The 21,588-nt window shown below is 65.8% G+C and carries 18 protein-coding genes; 6 read left to right on the top strand and 12 right to left on the bottom strand.

The genetic code is table 11. From position 1 onward, the window contains the following. The first annotated feature begins 11 nt into the window (after positions 1 to 11). The gene (locus ACFC4D_RS14245; protein WP_376063240.1) at positions 12 to 770 is read left to right on the top strand and encodes an SDR family NAD(P)-dependent oxidoreductase; all 759 of its coding nucleotides are present in this window, start codon (positions 12 to 14) and stop codon (positions 768 to 770) included. 72 nt (positions 771 to 842) lie between these two features. On the opposite strand, the gene ACFC4D_RS14240 is transcribed toward ACFC4D_RS14245, so the two are convergent. Next, positions 843 to 1,898, bottom strand: a complete 1,056-nt coding sequence (locus ACFC4D_RS14240; protein WP_376063238.1) for a dihydrodipicolinate reductase — start codon at positions 1,896 to 1,898, stop codon at positions 843 to 845. 33 nt (positions 1,899 to 1,931) lie between these two features. Then, on the bottom strand, positions 1,932 to 2,819 hold the full coding sequence (locus ACFC4D_RS14235; protein WP_376063237.1) for an LLM class flavin-dependent oxidoreductase: 888 nt from the start codon (positions 2,817 to 2,819) through the stop codon (positions 1,932 to 1,934). Between the two features lie 171 nt (positions 2,820 to 2,990). Here ACFC4D_RS14235 and ACFC4D_RS14230 point away from each other — a divergent pair, with 171 nt between their 5' ends. The 4 genes from ACFC4D_RS14230 to ACFC4D_RS14215 all read left to right on the top strand — a co-directional run bounded on the left by ACFC4D_RS14230 (position 2,991) and on the right by ACFC4D_RS14215 (position 6,430). Continuing rightward, entirely contained in the window at positions 2,991 to 3,605 is a 615-nt protein-coding gene (locus ACFC4D_RS14230) for a TIGR03086 family metal-binding protein (RefSeq protein ID WP_376063235.1), read from the top strand. A 155-nt stretch (positions 3,606 to 3,760) separates the two neighbouring features. After that, positions 3,761 to 4,618 carry an Ig-like domain-containing protein gene (locus ACFC4D_RS14225; protein WP_375958045.1) on the top strand — a complete coding sequence of 286 codons (858 nt, stop codon included), beginning with the start codon at positions 3,761 to 3,763 and terminating at the stop codon, positions 4,616 to 4,618. A gap of 130 nt (positions 4,619 to 4,748) precedes the next feature. Beyond that, positions 4,749 to 5,669 (top strand): ADP-ribosylglycohydrolase family protein, encoded by a 921-nt coding sequence (locus tag ACFC4D_RS14220; RefSeq protein WP_376063234.1) that lies wholly within the window; start codon positions 4,749 to 4,751, stop codon positions 5,667 to 5,669. Positions 5,670 to 5,749: 80 nt separating this feature from the next. Next, positions 5,750 to 6,430 (top strand): hypothetical protein, encoded by a 681-nt coding sequence (locus tag ACFC4D_RS14215; protein WP_376063232.1) that lies wholly within the window; start codon positions 5,750 to 5,752, stop codon positions 6,428 to 6,430. 87 nt (positions 6,431 to 6,517) lie between these two features. Here the strand turns inward: ACFC4D_RS14215 and ACFC4D_RS14210 are convergent, their stop codons facing one another. Both ACFC4D_RS14210 and ACFC4D_RS14205 read right to left on the bottom strand, forming a co-directional pair. After that, positions 6,518 to 7,132: an HAD family hydrolase gene (locus ACFC4D_RS14210; protein ID WP_376063231.1), complete on the bottom strand. Its 615-nt coding sequence runs from the start codon at positions 7,130 to 7,132 to the stop codon at positions 6,518 to 6,520. Between the two features lie 10 nt (positions 7,133 to 7,142). Then, on the bottom strand, positions 7,143 to 7,856 hold the full coding sequence (locus ACFC4D_RS14205) for a DUF2993 domain-containing protein (protein ID WP_375958029.1): 714 nt from the start codon (positions 7,854 to 7,856) through the stop codon (positions 7,143 to 7,145). Between the two features lie 432 nt (positions 7,857 to 8,288). Between ACFC4D_RS14205 and ACFC4D_RS14200 the strand changes: the two genes are divergently transcribed. Beyond that, a complete protein-coding gene (locus tag ACFC4D_RS14200; RefSeq protein ID WP_376063230.1) occupies positions 8,289 to 8,783 on the top strand; it encodes a hypothetical protein in 495 nt (164 codons plus the stop codon). A 112-nt stretch (positions 8,784 to 8,895) separates the two neighbouring features. On the opposite strand, the gene ACFC4D_RS14195 is transcribed toward ACFC4D_RS14200, so the two are convergent. The 8 genes from ACFC4D_RS14195 to ACFC4D_RS14160 form a co-directional block, all read right to left on the bottom strand. Then, positions 8,896 to 9,576, bottom strand: a complete 681-nt coding sequence (locus ACFC4D_RS14195; RefSeq protein ID WP_376063229.1) for an SDR family oxidoreductase — start codon at positions 9,574 to 9,576, stop codon at positions 8,896 to 8,898. A 24-nt stretch (positions 9,577 to 9,600) separates the two neighbouring features. Continuing rightward, positions 9,601 to 10,230, bottom strand: coding sequence for a TetR/AcrR family transcriptional regulator (locus tag ACFC4D_RS14190; protein ID WP_376063227.1), 630 nt, complete (start codon positions 10,228 to 10,230; stop codon positions 9,601 to 9,603). A gap of 668 nt (positions 10,231 to 10,898) precedes the next feature. Further along, positions 10,899 to 11,198 (bottom strand): hypothetical protein, encoded by a 300-nt coding sequence (locus ACFC4D_RS14185; RefSeq protein ID WP_376063226.1) that lies wholly within the window; start codon positions 11,196 to 11,198, stop codon positions 10,899 to 10,901. A 373-nt stretch (positions 11,199 to 11,571) separates the two neighbouring features. Beyond that, on the bottom strand, positions 11,572 to 11,859 hold the full coding sequence (locus ACFC4D_RS14180) for a hypothetical protein (RefSeq protein WP_376063673.1): 288 nt from the start codon (positions 11,857 to 11,859) through the stop codon (positions 11,572 to 11,574). 581 nt (positions 11,860 to 12,440) lie between these two features. Then, positions 12,441 to 12,662 carry a hypothetical protein gene (locus ACFC4D_RS14175; RefSeq protein ID WP_376063225.1) on the bottom strand — a complete coding sequence of 74 codons (222 nt, stop codon included), beginning with the start codon at positions 12,660 to 12,662 and terminating at the stop codon, positions 12,441 to 12,443. Between the two features lie 181 nt (positions 12,663 to 12,843). Next, the gene (locus ACFC4D_RS14170) at positions 12,844 to 13,530 is read right to left on the bottom strand and encodes a hypothetical protein (RefSeq protein ID WP_376063224.1); all 687 of its coding nucleotides are present in this window, start codon (positions 13,528 to 13,530) and stop codon (positions 12,844 to 12,846) included. Beyond that, a complete protein-coding gene (locus ACFC4D_RS14165) occupies positions 13,527 to 14,930 on the bottom strand; it encodes a condensation domain-containing protein (RefSeq protein ID WP_376063223.1) in 1,404 nt (467 codons plus the stop codon). The genes ACFC4D_RS14170 and ACFC4D_RS14165 overlap by 4 nt, the downstream gene beginning before the upstream one ends. A 28-nt stretch (positions 14,931 to 14,958) precedes the next feature. Then, positions 14,959 to 21,333: a type I polyketide synthase gene (locus tag ACFC4D_RS14160; RefSeq protein WP_376063222.1), complete on the bottom strand. Its 6,375-nt coding sequence runs from the start codon at positions 21,331 to 21,333 to the stop codon at positions 14,959 to 14,961. Positions 21,334 to 21,588: the final 255 nt, after the last annotated feature.

Raw genomic sequence — 21,588 nt, 5'->3', positions numbered from 1 at the left:
ACATCGGATTTATGACGCTGTCTTATGTTGTCACCGGTGGCGGACGTGGAATCGGGCGCGCCATTGTGGAGCGGTTGCTGGGTCGCGGACATGCGGTCGTGGTGGTCGAGCGCGACGGGCAGGCCCTGTCGTGGGCGGGTGGGCAGGTCACCGTGGTGGTCGGGGACGCGGGTTCGGAGCAGATCACCGATCAGGCCGCCGACCGCGCGCAGGAGATCGGCTCGTTCGCCGGGTGGGTGAACAACGCCGCGGTGTTCCAGGACGCGTCGCTCGATTCCACCGAGGCCGACCGAGTGCTCGAGTTGATCAACGCCAACCTGCGTCTCACTCTGGCCGGTTGTCGAACCGCAGTGCGTCGATTCCTCGCCTCCGGCACCGGTGGGGCGATTGTGAATATCAGTTCCCACCAGGCACAACGCGCCGTGTCCGGTGCGCTGCCCTACAGCACGGCCAAGGCCGCCATCGAAGGTCTGACCAGAGCGTTGGCCGTCGAATACGGTCGGCATGGGATACGGGTCAACGCTGTCGCACCAGGCTCGGTCGTGACCGAACGCTTCGCGGACTACCTGGCCTCGCTCACCCCGGAGGCCGCGCAATTGGTCGAGCGTGACATCGCGACACTGCACCCGTTGGGCCGGGCTGCTACCGGTGACGACATCGCCGCTGCCGTCGAATACCTGCTCTCGATGGACAGTGCTTTCGTCAACGGCGCGACCTTGCCGGTGGACGGCGGCCGCGCGGCCTTGGGCCTCGACCCCGAAGCACGCTGACGCGGCCGGACGCGCTCACCGAGTATCGCTCTGCGCCAACACAACTGGGATCGACAGCCTCGAGGAAGGTAATCAGCGGGCCAGGTTCGGGTGGGCGCGACCGGTGACCAGGGGCATGTCGACGAAGGTCAGCAGGCCCGGTTCGGCGGCGCAGACGTAGGGGATCGAGTTCACGCAGTGGGCCGCTGTCACGACGATCCCGGGGTTGCGCTCGAGGCCGGCGGCCAGGCTGGTCGGGTGCCAGCCATGGATCGTGACGTGGCAGTCGGGGTCGCCCTTCACCTCGACTTCGAATCGGACGCCGCCGTCGCCGTACTTCCAGGGTGGGTCGAGGTTCTCCTCGCCCATCATCCAATTGACCGCGACGCGAACGACTTTGGCGTCGCCGATGAAGGCTTCCCAGGCGAAGCGCTGGGCGGCGACCTGGCCGGGCTGGATTTCGCCGATCGGTGAGTCGATGGGTGCGGTGGCGACCGCTACTTCGCGGCTGCTGCGGATTTCGGCATCGGCGAAGCCGAGGGTGTCCAGGCACATTCGCACCGACTGGTCGAAACCGTTGTCCAGCAACGCGAGCATCGGGCCGTTCATCGCCTGTTCGGGCGTTTGGCCGAAACCCATGAGGTGGCGTACGACGTCGGGGGCGTTGTAGGTGCGGATGTCGGAGTACTCCTCACCGCGGACGAAGGTGATCGCGCTGGACAGGCCCGCGAAGAACAGCGGCTGCTGCTCGGTGGCGCCACCCGGGTCGATCCCGGTGCCGTGCAGGGTCACGCCGCCTTCGAGGGCGGGCGCTGACATCCGCTCCTTCTCTTGCGCGGTCGGCCAGAACCAGCCCAGCGGCGTGACCACGTTCTTGCCCGAACGCAGCAGCGCCGCAACCTCTTTCGGATTCGGCATGAGCGGCGCGTACAGGACGCAGTCGGCGTCCATCGCGAGGATGTCATCGACGCTGTTGGTAGCGATGACACCGATCGGGCCGATCCCCGCGAGTTCACCGGCGTCCTTGCCCGCCTTGGCTTCCGAGTGCACCCAGCAGCCGACGAGTTCGAGATCCGGGTGCAGCTGGATCTGGCCGATCGCGGCCTGGCCGAGGCCGCCGGTGGCCCACTGGATCACTCGCAGAGTCATGCATGGAATAGAACAGGTTCTAATCCACGAGCGTCAAGAGCGCGCGGCCACCACTTCGGCCGCCACGTCGAGGAACTTCAGGTCGGTGACGGCCGGGACCAGGATGAACTCGTCGCATCCGGCCTGTTCCGCGCCGTCGAGAATGTCGGCGAGCACCTCTGGAGTCGACGCCCGCGCCGAGGCCGCGATCATCTCGGCGAGCTTGGGTCCGAGGAAGCCGAGGTAGCGAGCGACGAAGGAGTGCAACGCCTCCGATGCGTCGGGCACGCCCAGCGCGGTGAAGCAGCCGTTGACCTTTCGCGGGGTCGTGGTCCGACCAGCCTCGGCCCAACACTGCTCGGCGAGTTCACCCACCTTGGCGATCTCCTCGGCATCGCCGCGAACGCTGAAGCCCGAGATGCCGTCGGCCCATCGCGCCGCCCGGCGCATCGCCTTCGGCCCCAGCGCGCCCGCGAGGATGATCGGCCCACCCGGCTGCACGCACGCCGGGCCGACCGGATCCGCGCCTTCGAACGGCGGCTCACCGGCGAGCAGCGCCTTCAGCTCGGCAACCTTGTCATCGAGCTGCTGATGCCGCCCCTTGAACTCCGCACCGAGAGCGCGATAGTCGTGCTCGCGACCGCCGACGCCGACGGCCACCTCGAGACGGCCGTTCGAGAGTTGGTCGAGAGTGCCGATCTGCTGCGCCACCATCGCCACCGGATGCTGCGGCAGCACAAAGAGATTCGCCAGCACCTGCACCCGCTCGGTCACCGCCGCGCACGCACCCAGCGTCGCGACCATCTCCGGATTCGAGAACGTCACCCGCTCCCCCACCGAGACGCTCGAGAACGGCCCCGCGTCGATCCGCCGAGCCCAATCAACCGTCGTACCCGGTCCATAGCCGGGAGCCATCTGTGGAAGTGCGACACCGATCTTCATGTGGGGACCATCTCAGATCGACCCGGTCCCAGTCGAGCGATCGCCAATTCCGAGAAGTTCGGGCGATCAACGGGTTCAGCACCGCAGCGCCACCAACAGCACCCCCGCTCGAGCACGGTGGCGGCCGAAATCCGCCGGTCTTTGGCGCCCACAGACGGCAGGCTGGATCGTATGACCGACTGTTTCGAGGGGATCCGCGAGCGTTTCCTGCTGTCCTGCAGCATGTTCGAACGGGCCTTGAATGCCATTCGGCCCGAGCAGTGGGTTCGGCCGACGCCCTGCGCGGAGTGGAACGTCCGTCAGTTGGTCAATCATGTCACCCGGGGAAATCTCAACTACGCGAATCTTGTCGAGGGTGGCAGCGCGGCGGAGTTTCTGCGTCAGCGCGAGGTCGACGCGCTGGGCACCGATCCGGTCGCCGCCTTCGCCAGGTCCGTGTCCACGTGTGCGGACGCGTTCGCTCAACCGGGTGCGCTGTGCCGAGTACTCGACTACCCGCTGGGGAGAATCGCTGGCCGACAAGCACTCGCGGTGCGAACCACCGATACAACGATCCACTCGTGGGACCTCGCCCGAGCACTCGGTGTCGACGACACCCTCGACCCCGGCCTGGTCGCCTGGATCGCCGATCATCTGGACGAGATCTACACCGACCTGCCGGAAACTCGCACGGCCATCGACACCACCCATCGATTCTTCGCCGCAGCCCGGGCCGCGGCAGCCGGCGATGGACCGCGACAGGATCGGCTACTCCGCCAGATGGGTAGGGCCCCCCGACCGCGTTGATGGTCATTGGTCCAGTTGACGTCTCAATCTGACTCATCATCATTTCGGAATTCGGTACACGGGGGTTCTCATCATGATCTAATCGCGCCAACTCGGATGCATCAGCGCCTCGATGACGAGGTCGAGGGGCATCTGATTTACGTGGGAGACACATGATGGTGGATAAGAGAATGAAGCAGGTGGGCGGGTCGCTCGCGGCGTTCGCGGTGGCAGCCGGGTTCGCGGTCGCGTTGATTCCGGGTACGGCATCGGCCGCGCCGGGGACGATCACCTGGAGTGACGGGAACAGCAAGTTCACCCGCACGGTGTCGAACACCAATCCGGTCGTGGGCGACATCGTTACCGTCACAACGACATTCGAGCGCACCGGGATTCCGGTGGAGTACATCTACAACATCAAGGACCTGCATCCCGCGTGCCTGACCCCGGTCGCGGGCTCGGCGAAGATGGGTGGGGACCAGGTGTCCCTGGATACCTCGTCCTCGGATTGGGTGCGCGCGGAGTTCGGGATCACCAAGTACCCGGTGTACCCGAACATCAACCCCAAGTCCCAGACGTTCGAGGTGCAGTACACGGTGGGCGTGAACTGCGCTCGTGACACCCCGCTGCCGACCTCGATGAACTACGGCGGATCCCTGGGCAGCGGCACCTACTCCAACAAGGGACCGAACATCACGGTCTCCAGCGATGCGGTGTCGACGACGTCCATCACCGATGTGAGTGGTGCGCAGACCGGTAAGGCCATCACGCTCGAGGCGAGCGTGTCCCCCGCCGCGGCGGGTGGCACCATCCAGTTCAAGGCGGGCGACCAGGTTCTCGGCGACATCCCCGTCGCCGCGAACGGCAAGGCCACCATCGTGTGGACCCCGGGTGCCGCGGGCTCGTACACGATCGGCGCGACCTTCTCCGGCCGCAGCGGTGTCGCGGGCTCGACCACCACCAAGGTGGTCACCGTCGCTGATCAGCCGACCACCCCCACCACCACCCCCAAGCCGAGCACCGGATCCTTCTGATCCTGTTCTGCGCCTGAGGATTCGACATCGGCGGCCGCTGCGAGAACGACGCAGTGGCCGCCGGCGTCTGTGCGGTGGCGAACTACGAATGTTGCGATGAACGTCTGTCGTTGACAAGATCATCCCCAGCATGCCGAATATCGAACTCGCGTTTGACAGCCTTCAGGGTCTATCCGTTGGCGATGCGCTGGGTGCACAATTCTTTGTCCCCGGTAGCTCCCTATCCAATCTTCTTGCCGGGCAACCGCCCGCACCACCGTGGCCGTGGACCGACGACACCGAAATGGCGTGTTCGGTGTATTCGGAAATCCGCGACCGCGGCCATATCGACCGTGATGTCCTCGCAGCCGTATTCGCCGACCGATGCGAGCCCTATCGCGGCTATGGCGCGGGCAGTGTCGTTGTGCTGCACGAGATTCGGGACGGCCGCCCCTGGGCAGAAGCCGCCGGTGCCGCGTTCGGCGGGCGCGGCTCGTGGGGAAACGGTGCCGCGATGCGAGTCGCTCCGCTCGGAGCCTACTTCGCCGAAGACCCGGACCGAGCCGCCGCGCAAGCCGCACTCTCGGCGGAGGTCACCCACCGGCACCCCGAAGCGATCGTCGGCGCGATGGCGGTCGCCGTAGCGGCCGGGTACGCGGCAGTATCACGCGGAAAGCCTTGCGCGCCCGATGAATTGCTCGATGCGGTGCGGCCGTATCTCGTCGATGGACGCACCGCGGACGGTATTCATCGCGCTCGAAAGCTATTGGGCCGGTCCGTGGTTGAAGCCGCCTACGAACTCGGCAACGGCGCCCAGGTCAGCGCGCAAGACACGGTCCCCTTCACCCTCTGGGCGGCCGCAAGCTTCCTCACCGACTATCCGGCCGCCATCACCGCCTGCGTCGAAGCGGGCGGGGACGCGGACACCACGGCCGCGATTGTCGGAGGAATCGTGGCGGCGCACACGGGAATCGGCGATCGAGGCGTGATACGCGGGATACCGGAGCAATGGCTGACAGCGCGTGAGCCACTTCCCACGTGGGTGAGGAACTCATCGAAGGCTTCCCCATAGCGCCTGTTCCCCAGGACCTTCCGCATTGGAGAGGGTCAGACGACTGAATAGTTGTCGGTCTCGTTCGGCACAATCGCGATATGAGTGGAATCCTCGCCACGTCTGTCCCTTGGGGACGACCCGTTGTCTCCGCCATCCCCGTTCCCCCCTTCTGGAGCCCGGAGGAACACCGCCGATTTCTCGATCTACTTCAGCTACACATCGCCTTGATCGACGATGGGGCGCCGACGTTTTCGACGAAAGTGCTCAATGACTTGCTGGATCGAAGCTTGGTCGAAGGTTGGTGGGAATTCGGCGATCCGCTGGATCCGCTGATTCTCCAAGTGTGTATGACGACATTCTTCCCGGTGCCGTGGACACCCCTGCAATTCGCTAAGGTGCTCAACTCAACTGGTGAGTACAACGCGCCCGTGGCTCACCGTGGGGATGTCTGGCACTGGGAATTCGATCCGTCGTACATTGCCACGCCACGTCAATCCGGCGGATGGGAGGTAGAAGTCCGCAACCGCGGCACCTCGACCGTCGAGACATTGGCCGGGGACGGCGATCTGGTTCTGCTGTGGATGGAGCACTACCGCAATCAGTTCGCCCATCCGGCCAGCCAGGCTGTCGAGAGGGCGGACATCCAAGCTCTACTCCCGGCGGTTGCTGCTATCCAGGAGGTCCATGTGATCGATACTGCCAGAACGTATCCGACAGGTTGGCGGTCATACCGAAACTCGAACACTCCCGACACAGCGCCACACGGTGAGCCTCAATGAGATGGAGTTCATCGGTGCAGCTGTTGTCGCGATCGCGGGCACGCTCACAGCCCTTGCGAGTCCTAGCGTCCGCGACGGTTCGCCGAGTCAGAGTTTCGAGTTGCCCAGCAAGGCATTCAAGGCGGCGATAGTTGTGGCGTTATCGGCGTGGTGGATCGTGGTCATTCCGGCGCCTGCGGCACCATCGAGCGCGATCTGAGCGTCGTCGATGAAGATCACCTGATGGGGATCTACGTCGAGGCGGGCGCATGCCATGGCGTAGATCTCGGGATCGGGTTTGGTGATGCCTACTTCGTGGGAGTAGATGACGTCGTCGACCAGGTCTTCGAAACCGTAGGCGTGTTGTTCGCGTTCGCGGGCGCCGACGAAGCTGTTGCTGATGATTCCGGTTCGGTATTGGGGGCGAAGGGTTTTCGCGTAGGCGATCAGTTCCTTGTTGGCGACTCCGAGATACTGCCTCCAGATGTCGGCGATGAGCTCATCGGCGGAGTCAGGTGAAAGAGCGAGGCGGTCGATGATCACGTCGCGGAACGCGGATTCGGTTATGGTGCCGATGCTTCCGGACAGCCACACGTCGGCGAGGCGTCCGATGAGTTGGCCTCGTTCGAGGCCCAGGCGGCGTTCCCAGTGGATGTCGAAGTCCATCTGTTCGGTAACTTCCAGGACGCCGCCGATATCGAAGATCACGGCGCGAAAGGTCATGTCCACCAAACTATCTCGCCTGCGGTATGGCGGGCAGGTCGGAGAAGCGGACGGGGCTCGCGATGGCGGTGACGTGCAGGCCGTCGGCGGCGGGTTTGATGGATGTGAGGCGCGCGCCCAGGGGTAGTGCCTGCAAAGGGACTGTGAAGGTGAGGGATTGGCTGATCAGGGCCAGGGGGATGGTGGGGCCGCCGGCTCGGGCTTGGACCGATACGGGGGTTACCTCGAAGCCGTCGTCGGTGGGGGCGACCGTGACGACCACTATCGCGGGAACGGGGATGCCCTGTACCGAGAAGGTGCCGGTGACGCGCAGGCCGTCGTCGGCGTAGGCGATCGATTCGACTTCCGACGGCGCGAAGCGTTGCACGGTGTCGTATGGCACCACGGCGGTCGCGGTTCCGCGGTCGGCGACCAGGTTCGAGGTGCGGCTGGCCAGCAGGTCGGTCAGCGGCGCGGTGACATCGGTGAGATGGACTTCCAGGTTGTGGACCGAGATCTGCTGATCGCTCCAGTCGCCGACACGTACGTTGATGTCGTGATACGTGCCGTCGACGGCCTGGGTCAGGAACGGGAACCCGCCGATCTCGACGCTCGGCCGCTGCGCGAGGTTGTACTCGGTGGCGATCCTGCTGCCGATCTCCTTCTGCGCCTGCGCGACCGCGAGACGGTCGCCGACGATCAACGCGATCGCCAGCACAATGATCAGTATCAGTAGTGCGCGCATGCGCTCACCCGCTTGGACATTCCACCATCATGCTGTGTGTTGCGGATGATTTGCTCGATCTACGGGTGTTCCTCGCCGCCGGTAGCGCCGCGTGAGTCCTCTCCGAGCACCCAGGGCTGTTCGGCCGCAGGCCTGGGACCTGTGGCCGCAGCCTGCGTTTGCACTTTGGTGACGCCGCCGAAGTCCTCCTGAATCGCGGTTCCCGGGGCACTCCCCCGTATCCGGCCGCCGCCAGGGGATGGTTGAACTCACCACCGCCGATTCCATGGCGCTTGATCCTGCGCCAGCGCATGACCATCAGCACACTCGGCCCGACAACGCCGATCAGCAGCACGAGCAGCGGCACCAGCGCAGATCCGTCCATACCCCAGTAGATCTCAACAGCTATATTTCAGCAACCGGAACGGTCTCGAACTAGGTAGATTCAGTCCGGTGACGCGAGGGCGGCTGTTCAGGATTGCGCGAATCACCGGTCATCTGGGCTGGTGGACGTTCGTGGTCGCAGTGCTGCTGGGTACAGCGATGTCCGCCGCCGCAGACATTCCGATCGGTCGGAAAGAGTGTTCGCCGGGTGATTCGGTATTGCGGGTGTGCCTTTCCGTCACCGAATCAGCCGGGCCGCCCGGGGCGGGCGCAATGGCTGGCTATGCGACGGTGGCACTCGGGGTGGTTGTCGTGGCCGCCATCATCGAAGCGGCGGTGGTCGGGGAACGCGTCGCGGGCGTGGTAACCGTGGCCGTTCCGATTGCCGCCGCCGCGCTGATGATCAAGGTGTTGAACGGAACCGGTTGGTGGAGTGATAGTTCCGGCTCCGTTCGAACGGTCGCGATTGTCGTGGCAGCGATCGCGGCCCGCGAGGTATGGGCATTCAGGTTCGCCCCCGGCGTCCCGCGGTCGGACCTCACGCCGCCGGATCAGAGCGAGTGATTCGGAAGTCGATGTCGCCCTGGCGGGAGACGAGATGACTCGGTTCGCTTGTTCCACAGCACGGCTCGGCCCGAGGGAACGTTCACCATCGCGATTGCGTCACCGATAATGGCTACCACGGCAGCGGTTGGCGGTCGCGGAAGAAGCCTCCAGTGGGGCCGCTGTCGGGAAGGGTTGCGGCCCAGACGATTCCGGCGGCACCGTCGGCGACGGGGCGGCCGCCGGGGCCGCCCATATCGGTGGCTACCCAGCCGGGGCAGATGGCGTTGACGAGGATGCCGTCCGGGCGGAGTTCGGCGGACAGCATTCGGGTCAGGGCGTTGAGGGCGGTTTTGGTGGTGTTGTAGGCGGGGGTGCCGCCGCCCATGCTCGTCAGGGAGGCGGCTTCGCTGGAGACGTTGACGATTCGGGGATGAGCGCTCGCGCGTAGCAACGGAAGTAGGGCTTGGGTCAGTCGCCAGGGGCCGTAGAGGTTGGTTTCGGCCGCTTCGCGGACGACGTCGAGATCGGCGTTGACTGCGCGCTGCCAGGTGTCGTAGGCGATGGCGGCGTTGTTGACGAGGATATCCAGGCCGCCGAATCGGGTGCCGATTTCCGTTGCGGCGGAGGTGATGTCGTCACCATTGGTGATATCGAGGCGCAGCGGGTGCGCGTCGCCGCCGATCTTCGCCGCGGCCTTGGTGGCCGCCTCGAGCGATCGGGCGGACACCATGACGGTGTGCCCGGCGGCGGCGAGCTGGCGTGCCACTTCGTGGCCGATGCCCCGATTGGCTCCGGTGACGAGAGCGATCATTGATTCCTCTTCGCGGTAGATCAGTCAGGGCTGAGTGTTTTCCAGGACACTCACGCACATTCGTGCGCATTCAGCGGCGAGTTCGGCGGCGGTCATATCGATGGTGCCGCCGAGCCAGCCTTCGATGAGCTGGTTGACGCCGCCGGTGATGAAAAGCGCTGCGCGGTGCAGCCATTCTGGTTCGACGGAGATGCCCAGCGCGGCGGGAGCATGTTGCACGACGAGGTCGCTGATCATCGTCAGTACGTCGTGACGACGCTGGGTCAGCTCGGGCAGATCGCCGGGATCGGTGGTGGTGACGATGCGATGGATGTGGCGGTCGGCCGCAATGATCTCCAGGAATGCCTGTAGCGCGGATTGCAGTCTCTGCTCGGCCGGACCATCCGCGGAGACACCCGCCTCGACCATGGCCGCCAACATCTGATCGCGCACCTCGTCGGTGACGGCGAGCAGCAACTCCTCGCGGTTGGCGAAATGTTCGTAGAAGTAGCGGTCGGTCAGGCCCGCGGTTTTACAGACGCCCCGGACCGTGACAGCACCGATTCCGGATTCGCCCCAGATGGTGCGAGCGGCGACGAGCAGGCGCACGCGACGCTCAGCGCGACGCTCGGTCGCGCTGACGCCGCCGTAGCTGCGAGTGGCCGTATTCGTCATTGACAACACTTTAGGCGTGGCTGGCAGTTCCGCAGCTGACCTGCCACATCACCGCCGCCAATATCCACGACCGCGCCCGCCAACCCCGCTGCGTCCGCGACTACGAACGCCTCCCCGTTCACCACGAGGCCATGGTCACCTGGTCGATGATCATGCTGATTTCGCTCCCAACCGCTGGCGCGCACGAGTCGGCGCTGCCTCGGCGCAGGTCACATGACTGAAGTAGCCTTCAGCCTCGGGTATGACGATGCTGACGTGGGGAACTCAGCTCTCCGAGGGTGTAGGAGTAGTCGTCCATCACGCGGGGCGAACCGGGCGACCGGGCTCGAACCCGATATCCACTGCCGCCCTTGGCGAACATCGACCCGCTGGAAGATCCAGGGATGCAAGCCGTGGCGGCGGACCGCACTGGCTCGATCGATCCTGGGCGATGCCGAATCTTCAACGGGCGCAACGGCACTGAATACCGCACCGTGCGCGAGCGGGTCACTTGCGCCAGAACACGTGGTGGGTGATACCGCTCGAACTGGGGACCTTCTCGAGGTAGTTGGGGTCGAGGAGTTCGTCGGGACTGCCCCAGAGCCGTTCGCCGAAATTCACCGCGTGCCGCGGGTTCGGTGGGAGCTCCGGTGCCGTGGCCGGACGGCCACGGCACCGGAACTGTCGTTCTACATGCCCAACGGGTCCCGGTGCTGCGGGGAGATGAGGAAGCCGTCTTCCCCGTTGGGGTCCTGTCCGGTGTCGAGGATCTTGTCGTCCAGGTACGCGGCCGCTTGGCGGTCCAGGTATACCCGTGATCCCTCGGCCATCAGGACTTGATCCTGTTCCGCCGGTTCAGCGGCGATGGCAAGCTGCAATGCACTGGAGTCGTCCGCGGTGAAGATTCGCAGCCCGGCAGCCTCCGGCATGCCCTCCGCGGACGTCATGGCGCGAACCACCTCGATGGCAGTGGGGGTGAGCGTCAACATGTGTCTGGTTCCTTCCCGCTGTTCGTGGATGTCAGGCAGGTATTGGCGAACACCGGTTCCGCAGGCCCATCCGGACACCATCGGCCTCGGAGGGAAGCGCCGGCATCCTTCAGGAGTAGCCACCGGTCGCTGGACCAAACAATGCATGGCAACGGCTTTGCCGATCCGGCAGCGGGACGCGCTTCTCGCGCCGCGCGAATTCCACCATCCGCGTGGTGCAGAAAAAGCCGACCGCGCGCAGGTCGATAACGACCGGTTCCCTGGCATGCATGCAGCAGTGCCGCGCAGCGGGATTCCTCGATGCCGGTCGTATCTATCTCGCCGGTGATCATGCACCGGAAGGAGACGTGCTCGTTCGCGCGGTGCTCGGAAACTAGCTACCGACAATGGTGTTCATGATCGTTCCGGCGCTGGTGGCGGTGACTCCGCCGAGCATGGCTCCGGCCACCATCTTCGGCGATTCGATATGGCCTCCACTCCATTTCTCCCACGCGAACCGGCCACCGCCGTAGGTGATGGCGGTGACACCGGAAAGCATGGTGAACCAGGTGAAGTAGCGGCCTAACTTCATCACTTTGTCCGCAGCGGGCGGAGCCTCCGGAGTCGGATTCCCGTATTGCGCGACCACATTCGTGTACGTGTCATGTAAAGCGAGGAGCATGCTCACGAGCGATTCCTCTCAGACTCTGAGTGGTAAAGACCTGTGGCATAACGCGCATTGTGATAGCAATTGCACATTACTCCGGCTGTCAAATCGCCCAGCACCCACCACCTCCGAGCAGAGTCGCCGACCGTGGCCGAATCGACCCCGGGGACAGGAATCTCGCGACGCCTTCGGCGTATGCGAGAAGTGGGCTCAACGCGCGTTCAGCCGAATATCGCAGTCGGCGAACTTCGTTGTAGCGCCGCATTATTGGCAGACGAGCCCCTGGTAGCGTGGGCACTGGCCGACCGATAACCGCGTGGGCACCCACACCCCTCGGCGAAGAACGGATTCTCCGCTCATTCAAAGCCATTCGAGTCGAGCAGCGCCTGCGATTCGCCGCCACGGTGAAACTTGTTGCACCGCAACAACGCAGACCGGGTGTCGATCCAGCAATGAACACCGTAGCGGGATTACGCTGGTAGGCAGCCTCGGTCAATGCCGCAATCATCGATCGGGAGGACCTGAGTTAATACGACACGTCAAGGCGTTGAGTTTGCCGGCCGGGTTCGCCATCGCCGCCGGTGTGGCGGTCGCATTCATGGTGGGCGCGGCATTCTCATTCGGCCGCACTCGAGTTCCCCCATGCCAGTCATCGCCGTCGCACGCACTAACGTCGCCGGCAACGCGGCCTCGGCCACCGTCGCCGGAACATCACTGACCCGAATCTCCAGTGTCAGAAACGATTCCGACGGGCGGATGTCCCGATACACCATCTTCCGATCCAGGATGGCGCCACCGGAGAGCATCGTCTCGACCATCGCCTCGCACTGATCCACCGACCCGAAATATCGTCACCGATCACACGCACCCGCTCGGTCGGCTGCCCGCCCGGGTAGGTGATCGGCCACCGCTGGACGACGGGTTCACCATCCGCGTTTACGGCGGACACCGTTAAGGCTCAGCGGGCACACCGAATCGCACAGAATTCAGTTGTGCCTCCTAGGCCGCGAGTTCCATGACGGCGCGGGGGTGCCAGGGCATTGGGCCGGTGGGGAAGCCGCAGCGGACCACGCGGTGTGGTGGGGCTGCTTCGATGTCGACCACTACGAGGGGCAGGAAGGGGCTGAGCATTTTTTCGAGCATGGGGTTCAGGCCGGTGAGGCGGGGGCGGAGCCGGACCTGCCAGCAGTCGATTCGGCCGGTGGCCGCGTCGACGACGGTGCGCCGGTCGGTCTTCGCGCTCACGGGGATATGGACCGAGAACGCCAGCCACAGGGCGATATCGGCCTCGGCGCCTTCGGCCAGATCCAGTCCGCGCAACAGCGTCAGGCCGCCCGCGAGCGGCATGAGATCGGCGGGGAACGGCGCGATCCCGGCACCGATCTGCAGGTGCGCGGTACCGAGGAAATTCGCTTCTTCACGACTCACCACCGTTGTGCCCGTCCGGGTTTCGGCGCGGTAGCTGGCGATCCGCACGTGCTCGCCGAGACGCTGGAAGCGCTGTTCGACGGTGATCGTGAAGTTGCCGTCGCCCGAGGTCGCCTGAACCACGGAGAGGTAGCCCTGGTCCTCGTGACCGACCGTGCTGACGATGTCGAGCGCGGGCGGCTGATCCGCGATACGGACGGTGTAGACGGTCTTCTCACCGTCCGGGATCTGCGGATCGCGAAAGATACTGTCTCTCATAGGCTTTCTTCCCGTGCGGCGGTGACGAACACCGCTCGGAGTCGGTTGACATAGCGTTCGACGGAGCGGTGCGCCACCGGGGTGTCCGGATAGATCACGCTGAGTGTGGTTTTCGCGGCGAACCGATTGATCCAGATCAGAACCTGTTCGGAGGCAGCGCGATTGGCGTACAGCCCGCATGAGGCCGTATCGAAGAATTCATGGCCGAGCAGTTCCCTGGCATCGACGTAGGAGATCATCGGGCAGGCCCAGCCCGGGCTCAAATCCAGATCGGAGTCGGCGGGCAACAGTTCGACCACCCGCTGGAACGAGGTGGAGGTCAGCCGAATCCCGTTCTCGTAGGCGTACTGGGCGAGTGTGACCACCCGGTCGAAGGATGCGGTGCGGCCGAGCGGGAACGCCACGGGCAGCAACGTGACGTACCAGCCGACCGAGGCGCGTTCGGCGGCGTTGCCGCGCGTTGTCACCGGGGTCATGCCGAAGTAGTAATCCCTGTCGGCGAGTTCGTATTCGGCCAAGGCCGCCGCGGCGAAGACGCCGCCGACGAAGTGCGCGCCGTTGTCTCGGCATCGTCGCTCGAAGCGCGCGGCGGTGGCCTCGTCGAACAGCGTCACCGTTCGGTGTGCGCTGCGGTTGTACATATCGGTGCGCCTGCCCAATTCCAGCGGGAACGACGGCAGGCTGCCGCCGTTTCCCCGGATCAGCTCCAGCCACTTCTGAACACCGGGCGAGGTGAGTGACATGCGCGCCGTATGAGCCCGCTCGGCCGTGCAGTAGTCGAGATAACTCGCCGCCGGGGCCAGCGCGTCCGGCGTCTGACCCCACATCTCGTTCGCGTAGAGCAGCGCGAGATCGAAACCGGACAGATATTGCCCGAACCCGTCGGTGTGCAGGTGATCGGCCGCGAGGTAGACCATGGTCGAGTCGTCCCGCTCGATGACCCCGAAGCTGAAGCAGTCCCAGTCGAAGGGTCCGGGCGTGGTTTTGAGCACGTGGTCGCGGACCGTCTGCGGGTCCTCGATCCACCCGTGCTCGACCGGAACGAACTCGACGTCCGCTTCCGGCACCAGATGCCGCTCCACCGCGCCATCCGCACCGATCCGGAACCAGGTGCGAAAGGTGTCGTGCCGCAACAGGAATGCGTTGATCGCGCGGGTCATCGCCGCGCGGGTCAGCTCACCGGTCGATATCTCGGCGGTGATCAGGCACAGACCGGAGTACCGGAAGTCCGCCGCGGCATGCTGGGCGGCCAGCCGTAGGTACTGTTCCTGCTGGTGCGAGGGCGGGGCGGGGTGCACGGGTGCCAGCCGCGCACGTGCGGCCGATTCCGGCGATGCCACCCAGGTGGTGAGTCGGCCCCGCGCCGGTTCCCATTCGTCGATCAGACCGAAATCGACCATCGCTCAACCTCCCTGGTCCGACGCCCGGTCACGATGCGACTCCGACCGGCACCGCGACCGGAGCGCTCGTGGCGGTCTCGACGGCCGGCCGGGACGGGGCCTTGGCGCTTTCCGCTGCCAAGATCAGTTCGGCCACCTTCGGACCGGCCTGCTCCAGGCTGAACGACCGACCCATCTGCAACGACATCAGGTCGATGCCAAGGGTTTTGGTGACCCGAGCGCCGAGCTCCACCGCCATCAGCGAATCCAGACCGAGCTCGGGCACGGGCACCGTCATATCGATGGATTCGGCCGGAACCCCCATGACCGCGGCCAATTCCTCGGCCATCTTGCGCGCGACGAAAGTGCCGCGTTTGCCGTCCTCGATGGCTGCCACCTCGGCCCGCAACCGGGCCAGTTCCGAGGTGTCCTTGGCGGAGACCTGAGCCAATGCCATCGTGCGGCCGGTGCGGGTCAGCTGCGGGAAGGTGCCGGTGAGCTTTCCCCAGTCCGTGGGAATGATACTTGCCCGCGAAATACCAAGGCGCAGAGTTTGTTCCAGGTACGCCGTGGCGTCGGCCATATCGATCGGGTCGAAGCCGACCAGGTCGAGATACTTCACCGCCGTCTCGTCGGCGGCCATGCCCCCGGTGGAACCGGACAGGTGCCCCCATCCGATGCACAGGGCCGGTTCGCCCGCCCTCGCCCATTCCTGGGCCATGGTCTCCACCGCGAGATTGGCCGCGCAGTAGTTGTACTGACCGTAGATGCCGTACATGGCACCGCCGGAGGAGGAGAGCACGAACATATCCAGCTCGATTCCGGCGTCGGCCACCGCCTGGCGCACCACCCGGGCACCCTGCACCTTGGGGCGGTAGACGATGTCCAGTTCCTGAATTGTCATGGCCGCCAGGCGATTATCGGCGACCGCGCCTGCCACGTGGAACACCCCTCGCAGTGGATGTCCGGCCGCATGCGCCCGCCCCACGACCGTGGCCATCGCCTCGGCATCGGTGACATCGGCGTGCTCTGCGATCACCTGGACCCCCGCCGCCCGCCATGCCTCGAGCTGGCGGCGCGCTTCCTCGGTGCTCGCGCCGCGGCGACCCACCAATACCAGTCGGCGCGCGCCGCGCAGGGCCAGCCAGCGTCCGATGGCCAGCCCGAAGCCGCCGAAGCCGCCGGTCACCAGATATGTTGCGGCCGGGTCTATTTCGATATCCGGCAGATGCGGTCGTACCGAGGGCAGTGCCGAATCCATCTTCAGCGCGATGCGCGTCAGTCCGGTCGAGCGGATGGTTTCCTCGAAGGCACTCGCCACCTCGTCGGTGTCGAACAGCCGGTAGGACAGTGGGCTATAGGTGCCCGCGAGCACCTTCTCGTAGACCCGCCGCAACAGTGCGATGAGCCGCTGCGCGTCGACCGCGACCAGGCGATCCAGGTCCATCGAGTAGTACGCCACGTTCTTGTCGAAGTTGGCCATCTCCAACAGGCCACCGGTGTAGATATCGGCCTTGCCGACCTCGACGATGCGCCCGAATTCGGCGACCGCGTGGAAGTTCTGCCGCAGGATCTCCCCCGGGGCGCTGCTCAACACCACCTCGACACCCTTGCCGTCGGTCAACTCGAGGACGTCGTCGACAAAGTTCAGTGACCGCGAATCGATCGCGTGATCGGCCCCCAGCGCGAGCACGTGGGCGCGCCGCTCCTGGGTACCGGCGGTGCCGATAATGCGCGCTCCCCGATCCTTGGCGACCTGGATCGCGGCCGTGCCGACACCGCCCGCGGCCCCGTGGATGAGCACCGTCTCTCCGGGCCGCAGCCGGGCCAGATCGTTCAGCGCGTATTCGGCGGTGCCGAAAGCGATTGTGCTGGTGCAGTATGCGGGATCGGTGCCCGGTGGGAGCTTGATCGCTCGCGCCCGGTCGGCCACGACGTAGCGCTGCATCATCCCCTTGACCGCGACCGCGACCAAATCGCCCACCGCCAGGTCGGTGACGCCGGGACCCACCCGCACCACTTCGCCGACCCCTTCCATCCCCGGGACGGTGCCGAAATACGTTGGCGCGAGCTCGCGTTCGCCGAGCAGTCCGATGACCTTCAGCGGATCCTTGTAGTTCAGGCCGATGACTTTCATCCGGACCTCGACTTGCCCGGCACCGGGCTCCGGGCGCGGTCGTCCGCGCCAGGCCAGCGCCGACAACAGGCGCGTGCGGGGCATTTCCAGCGCGAAATTGGCCTCGGAGTCGCTCAGCGGTGCGGCGGTGTCCAGCGCCTCGAGGCGCTCGGGCAGCGGCTTGGTGATCACCGGACTCCAGCGGGCACCGGCGCGCAAGGCGACCTCGTCGGTGTTGTCGCCCCAAAAAGCGCCCGGGACAGCCAATTCGGTGACAAGGTCGACTATTCCCGTCGCCGGTTCGACATCGATCAGCCGCCAGCGCAGATCGGTCTGTTCATTGAGCAGCACGCGTCGCGCACCGGCGAGCGCGGCCTGCTGCGCGGCCGCCGGAGCCGGATCGTCCGGGACCGCGAACGCGCGCTCGGTCACCAGCGTGGCGTGGCATCGGCCCTCGACGAACTTGTCCTGTGCTCGTCCGGGATCTTCCGGGTACGCGAAGTCGGTGAGCACGACCGCGATTCGCTTCAGTGCCCACAGTTGCGCGAGCTCGTCCGCGCCGGAGTCGGCGACCACGATGACATGCAGCCGATCCGTGCCCTCGGCCCGCGCGGCCGCGAGCATCGCGATGAGACCGGCCTGGACCTCATCCGCAACGGATCCGACGCCGTACAGCTGTGCGCCCGGGATCACCTCGCTCAGCGCGGTGGCGCGCTGGCGCGAATCCCCCAGCGCGACGATCACCGTGCTCACCGAATCATGGGGTACCGCAGTGCGATCGAGTGGATCCCGCTGCTGCATGGTCTCGATGTAGAAGTAGTCCGCCATGCGGCGCAGGGGATCCTGGCCCGGGGCGATCGCACCGATCTGCAGACCGCTCAATCGCATGACGAGGTTGTGCTCGTCGTCGAGCAGGTCCACATCGGCCCGCAGCCGGGCCCGATGATCGCGCCGGGCTACCACGGTGATCCGCTCGGGCAGCGGCGCGACCACGCGCACCGAGGCCACGCCAACCGGGACCAGGGTGCCCTCGTCGATCCGGGATTCGGCGAACAGCAGAGCGGCGGTCTGCATGGCGGCATCGACGACGGCGGGATGGGCCAGATGACCCGAGTCCACCGCGATCGCGCCGTCGACGGTTGCGGTGACGGTATCCCTGCCGACCCGAGCGGTGAGCACGCGCCGGAACGAGGGGCCGTACTGCAAGCCCGCCGCTGCGAGTCCGCCGTAGAACAGCTTCGGGTCCACGTCGACGCCGACCTCGATCTCGGGCACCTGCACCCGGGTCGGCCGGTGCCGACCGGTCAGCATGCGCCCGGACGCGTGCAGGGTCCAGGCGGTGCCGGTGGCAGGGCGGGAGCGAATCAGGAAGCGACCGCTGGCCTCCTCCACGGTCAGCGCGAGCAACGGGACATCCGGTGCGCCCATGATCAACGGCGCGACGAAGCGGACCTGCTCAAGTGCGACTCGTTCGCCACCGAGCCGGGTGGCGGCGGCGCTGAGCGCCGCGTCGAGATACGCCGCACCCGGCATGATTCGGACCCCGTTGACCACGTGATCGGCCAGCCACGGCAGCAATTCGGTACCCACCTGCAGCAGCCAATCCGGGCGGCCCTCGACATCGGGATCACCGAGCATCGGATAACCGCCCGGAGTGCCGAGCCTGGCCTGTTCGAACAGCGGCAGGGACGAGTGCAGGCGGGTCCGCTGCCACGGGTACCGCGGCAACCGCACATGCGGGCTCGCATCGGGCGGAAACAATGCGTCGAGGTCGAGCACGCCCGCACCGTAGAGCCCGATGAGGGTGCGTCGAATGCTGTTGGTATCAGGCTGTTTACGGTCCAGTGTCGGCACCGTGGTCCCCGTGACGTCCGCGCCGAGCAGTGTCTCGCGGATATTGCCCGACAGCACCGCGTGCGGGCCGATCTCGAGGAAGACCCGGTGCTCGGTGAGCAGCGTCGTGACGGCGTCGGCGAAACGCACCGGCTCGCGCACATTGGCGCACCAGTACGACGCGCCCCAGTCCGGGCCCATCACCTGTGCACCGGTGACCGAGGAGTACAGGGGAACGGTCGGTGCCTGGGGCTCCAACTCCGCAAGTGCCGAACGCAATTCGTCCAGAATGGGGTCCATCAGCCGACTGTGGTAGGGCACCTCGACCCGCAGGGCGCGCGCGAAAAAGCCTTCCGCGACGAGCTTTTCGCCGATCTCATCGAGCCGGACGATATCGCCGGAGAGGGTCAGCGAGGTCGCGCTGTTGATCGCGGCGATATCGACGTGGGGATCGTCGGTGACGAGTTCGAGGGCCTGGTCATAGGACATACCCACCGCGAGCATTCCGCCGGAACCCGCGGTGGTGGCCTGCAATCGGGCTCGATGGTAGGCGACCAGGACCGCGTCGCGCAGCGAGAGCATCCCGCTGACATAGGCCGCGGCCACCTCGCCGACGCTGTGGCCGACGATGGCCGCGGGCTCGATGCCGTACTGGGCGAGTTCGCGTACCAGCGCCACCTGCACCAGGAAGTTGGCCGGTTGCGCGACCTCGGTACTGGCGACCCGCGAATCCTCTTCCGCCTTCAGTAGTTCTTCGATGATCGACCAGCCCGCGAGCGCACGGAACTCGGCGTCGACACGCTCGGCGGTATCGGCGAAAACTCCCCCGGCGGTGAGCAATTCACGCGCCATTCCCCACCACTGCGGACCCATGCCGGAGAACACGAACACCGGCCCGCTGGTGCGGGCCACAATGGTGCGTACCGCGTCACGCCCTTCGCCGGCGGCGAATGCTCGCAGCTCCCGGATCAGGTCGCCGGTGTCACCGAGCAACATGCCGGTCCGGAACGGGTGGTGCGCCATCCGGGTCCAGGCGGCGTGCGCCAGCCGTTCCGGTTCCGTGCCCGCGGCGACAAGATCGGCGAACCGCCCGGCGAGCGCCCGCGCCGCACCGGTGCTGCGAGCCGAGATGGGCAGTACACCAAGATGTTTCGGCTCACTCGCGACTTCGACAACCGGGATCGGACGGTATTCCCGCAGAATGGCGTGCGCGTTGGTGCCGCCGTACCCGAATCCGTTCACCGCGACCGTCATCGGCCCGGCGTCCTGGGACAGCGGTTCGGCTTCGGTCTGGATGTGCAGACCCAGCTCGTCGAAGGGGATATCCGGATTGGGCTTGTCGAGCCAGCCCTGAGGCGGGATCGTGCGATGCGAGATCGCCAGTGCCGCTTTGATGACGCTCGCGACCCCCGCGGCGGCCTCGGTGTGCCCGAGCGTGGACTTCACCGAGCCGACGCCCAGCGTCCGCGTCCGCTTGTCCGGTACGCCGAAAACCCTTCCCAGCGCTCGAATTTCGACCGGATCGCCGACCAGGGTGCCGGTGCCGTGCGCCTCGATGTAGCTGATCGATTCCGGTGCCAGTCCGGCGCGGGCGCACACCGAACGTGCAAGCGACTCTTGCGAATCCACGTTCGGCACGGTGATCGCGGTGGTGCGGCCGTCCTGGTTGGCCCCGGTCGCCTTGACCACGGCGTAGATCCGGTCGCCGTCGCGCACCGCGTCATCGAGTCGCTTCAAGGCCACCATGCCCGCGCCCTCACCGCGACCGTAGCCGTCCGCGGCGGCGTCGAAGGACTTGCAGCGCCCGTCGGCGGCGAGGAAGCCGCCCTTGCACATCAGCACGAAAGTCTCCGGCTGGAGCATCACATTGACCCCACCCGCCAGCGCTACGTCGCAATCACCGTTGTTCAGCGCTTGGCAGGCGAGGTGGAACGCCACCAGAGACGATGAGCACGCCGTATCAACGGTGAGCGCGGGTCCGATCAGGTTGAGCGCGTACGCGATCCGGTTGGACAGCATCGTGTACGAAGCGCTGGCCGGAGTGTGCATATCGGTGTGGAACAGTGCGGGGCCCACCACACCGATCACCGACTGGTCCACCACGAAACCGCCCACGTAGACCCCGACCGAGCCGCCGCTCGCGCGCCTGGCGATCCCGGCATCGTCGAGCGCCTCCCAGGTGACCTCCAGCATCAGGCGCTGCTGCGGGTCGAGCACTGTGGCCTCGCGCACGGAGATGCCGAAGAAGTCCGGGTCGAACTCCCAGGGATCGGTGGTCATGAAGGCGGCGCGCTTGGTGTAACTGCGCCCTGGCGTACGCGGTTCCGGGTCGTAATAGCGGCGGTAATCCCAGCGATCGGGCGGCACGTCGACCACACCGTCGCGCTTATCCAGGACGAATTCCCAAAAGGTTTCCGGCGAGTCGATTCCACCTGCGAATCGGCATCCGATCCCCACTATCGCGATATCCGACATGCACACCTTCCAAGGCCGGATTGATTTGAGCGCCAGCACTTCCCGGCACCTTGCGAACAGGTGGCTGGCGATCACCTCATCGTGCCGCAAATCAAGGAATATGCCGGATTCACTCCCGAGTTCAGGACACCTCACAAAACGACGGGGGGTATGGCTGTAAATATCTCGAGTCCGTCGAATCAGGTGCTGTGCAACCGATTCCGAGTGCCTATGTTGCGAGTGGCCGGTGCCGCACCGGACCGTGTTTCTCAGTTG

This window comes from Nocardia sp. NPDC056000, from assembly GCF_042269265.1.
Lineage (GTDB): Bacteria > Actinomycetota > Actinomycetes > Mycobacteriales > Mycobacteriaceae > Nocardia.
The sequence above is the reverse complement of the archived record's forward strand: the minus strand, read 5'-3'. Positions and strand labels throughout refer to the sequence as shown.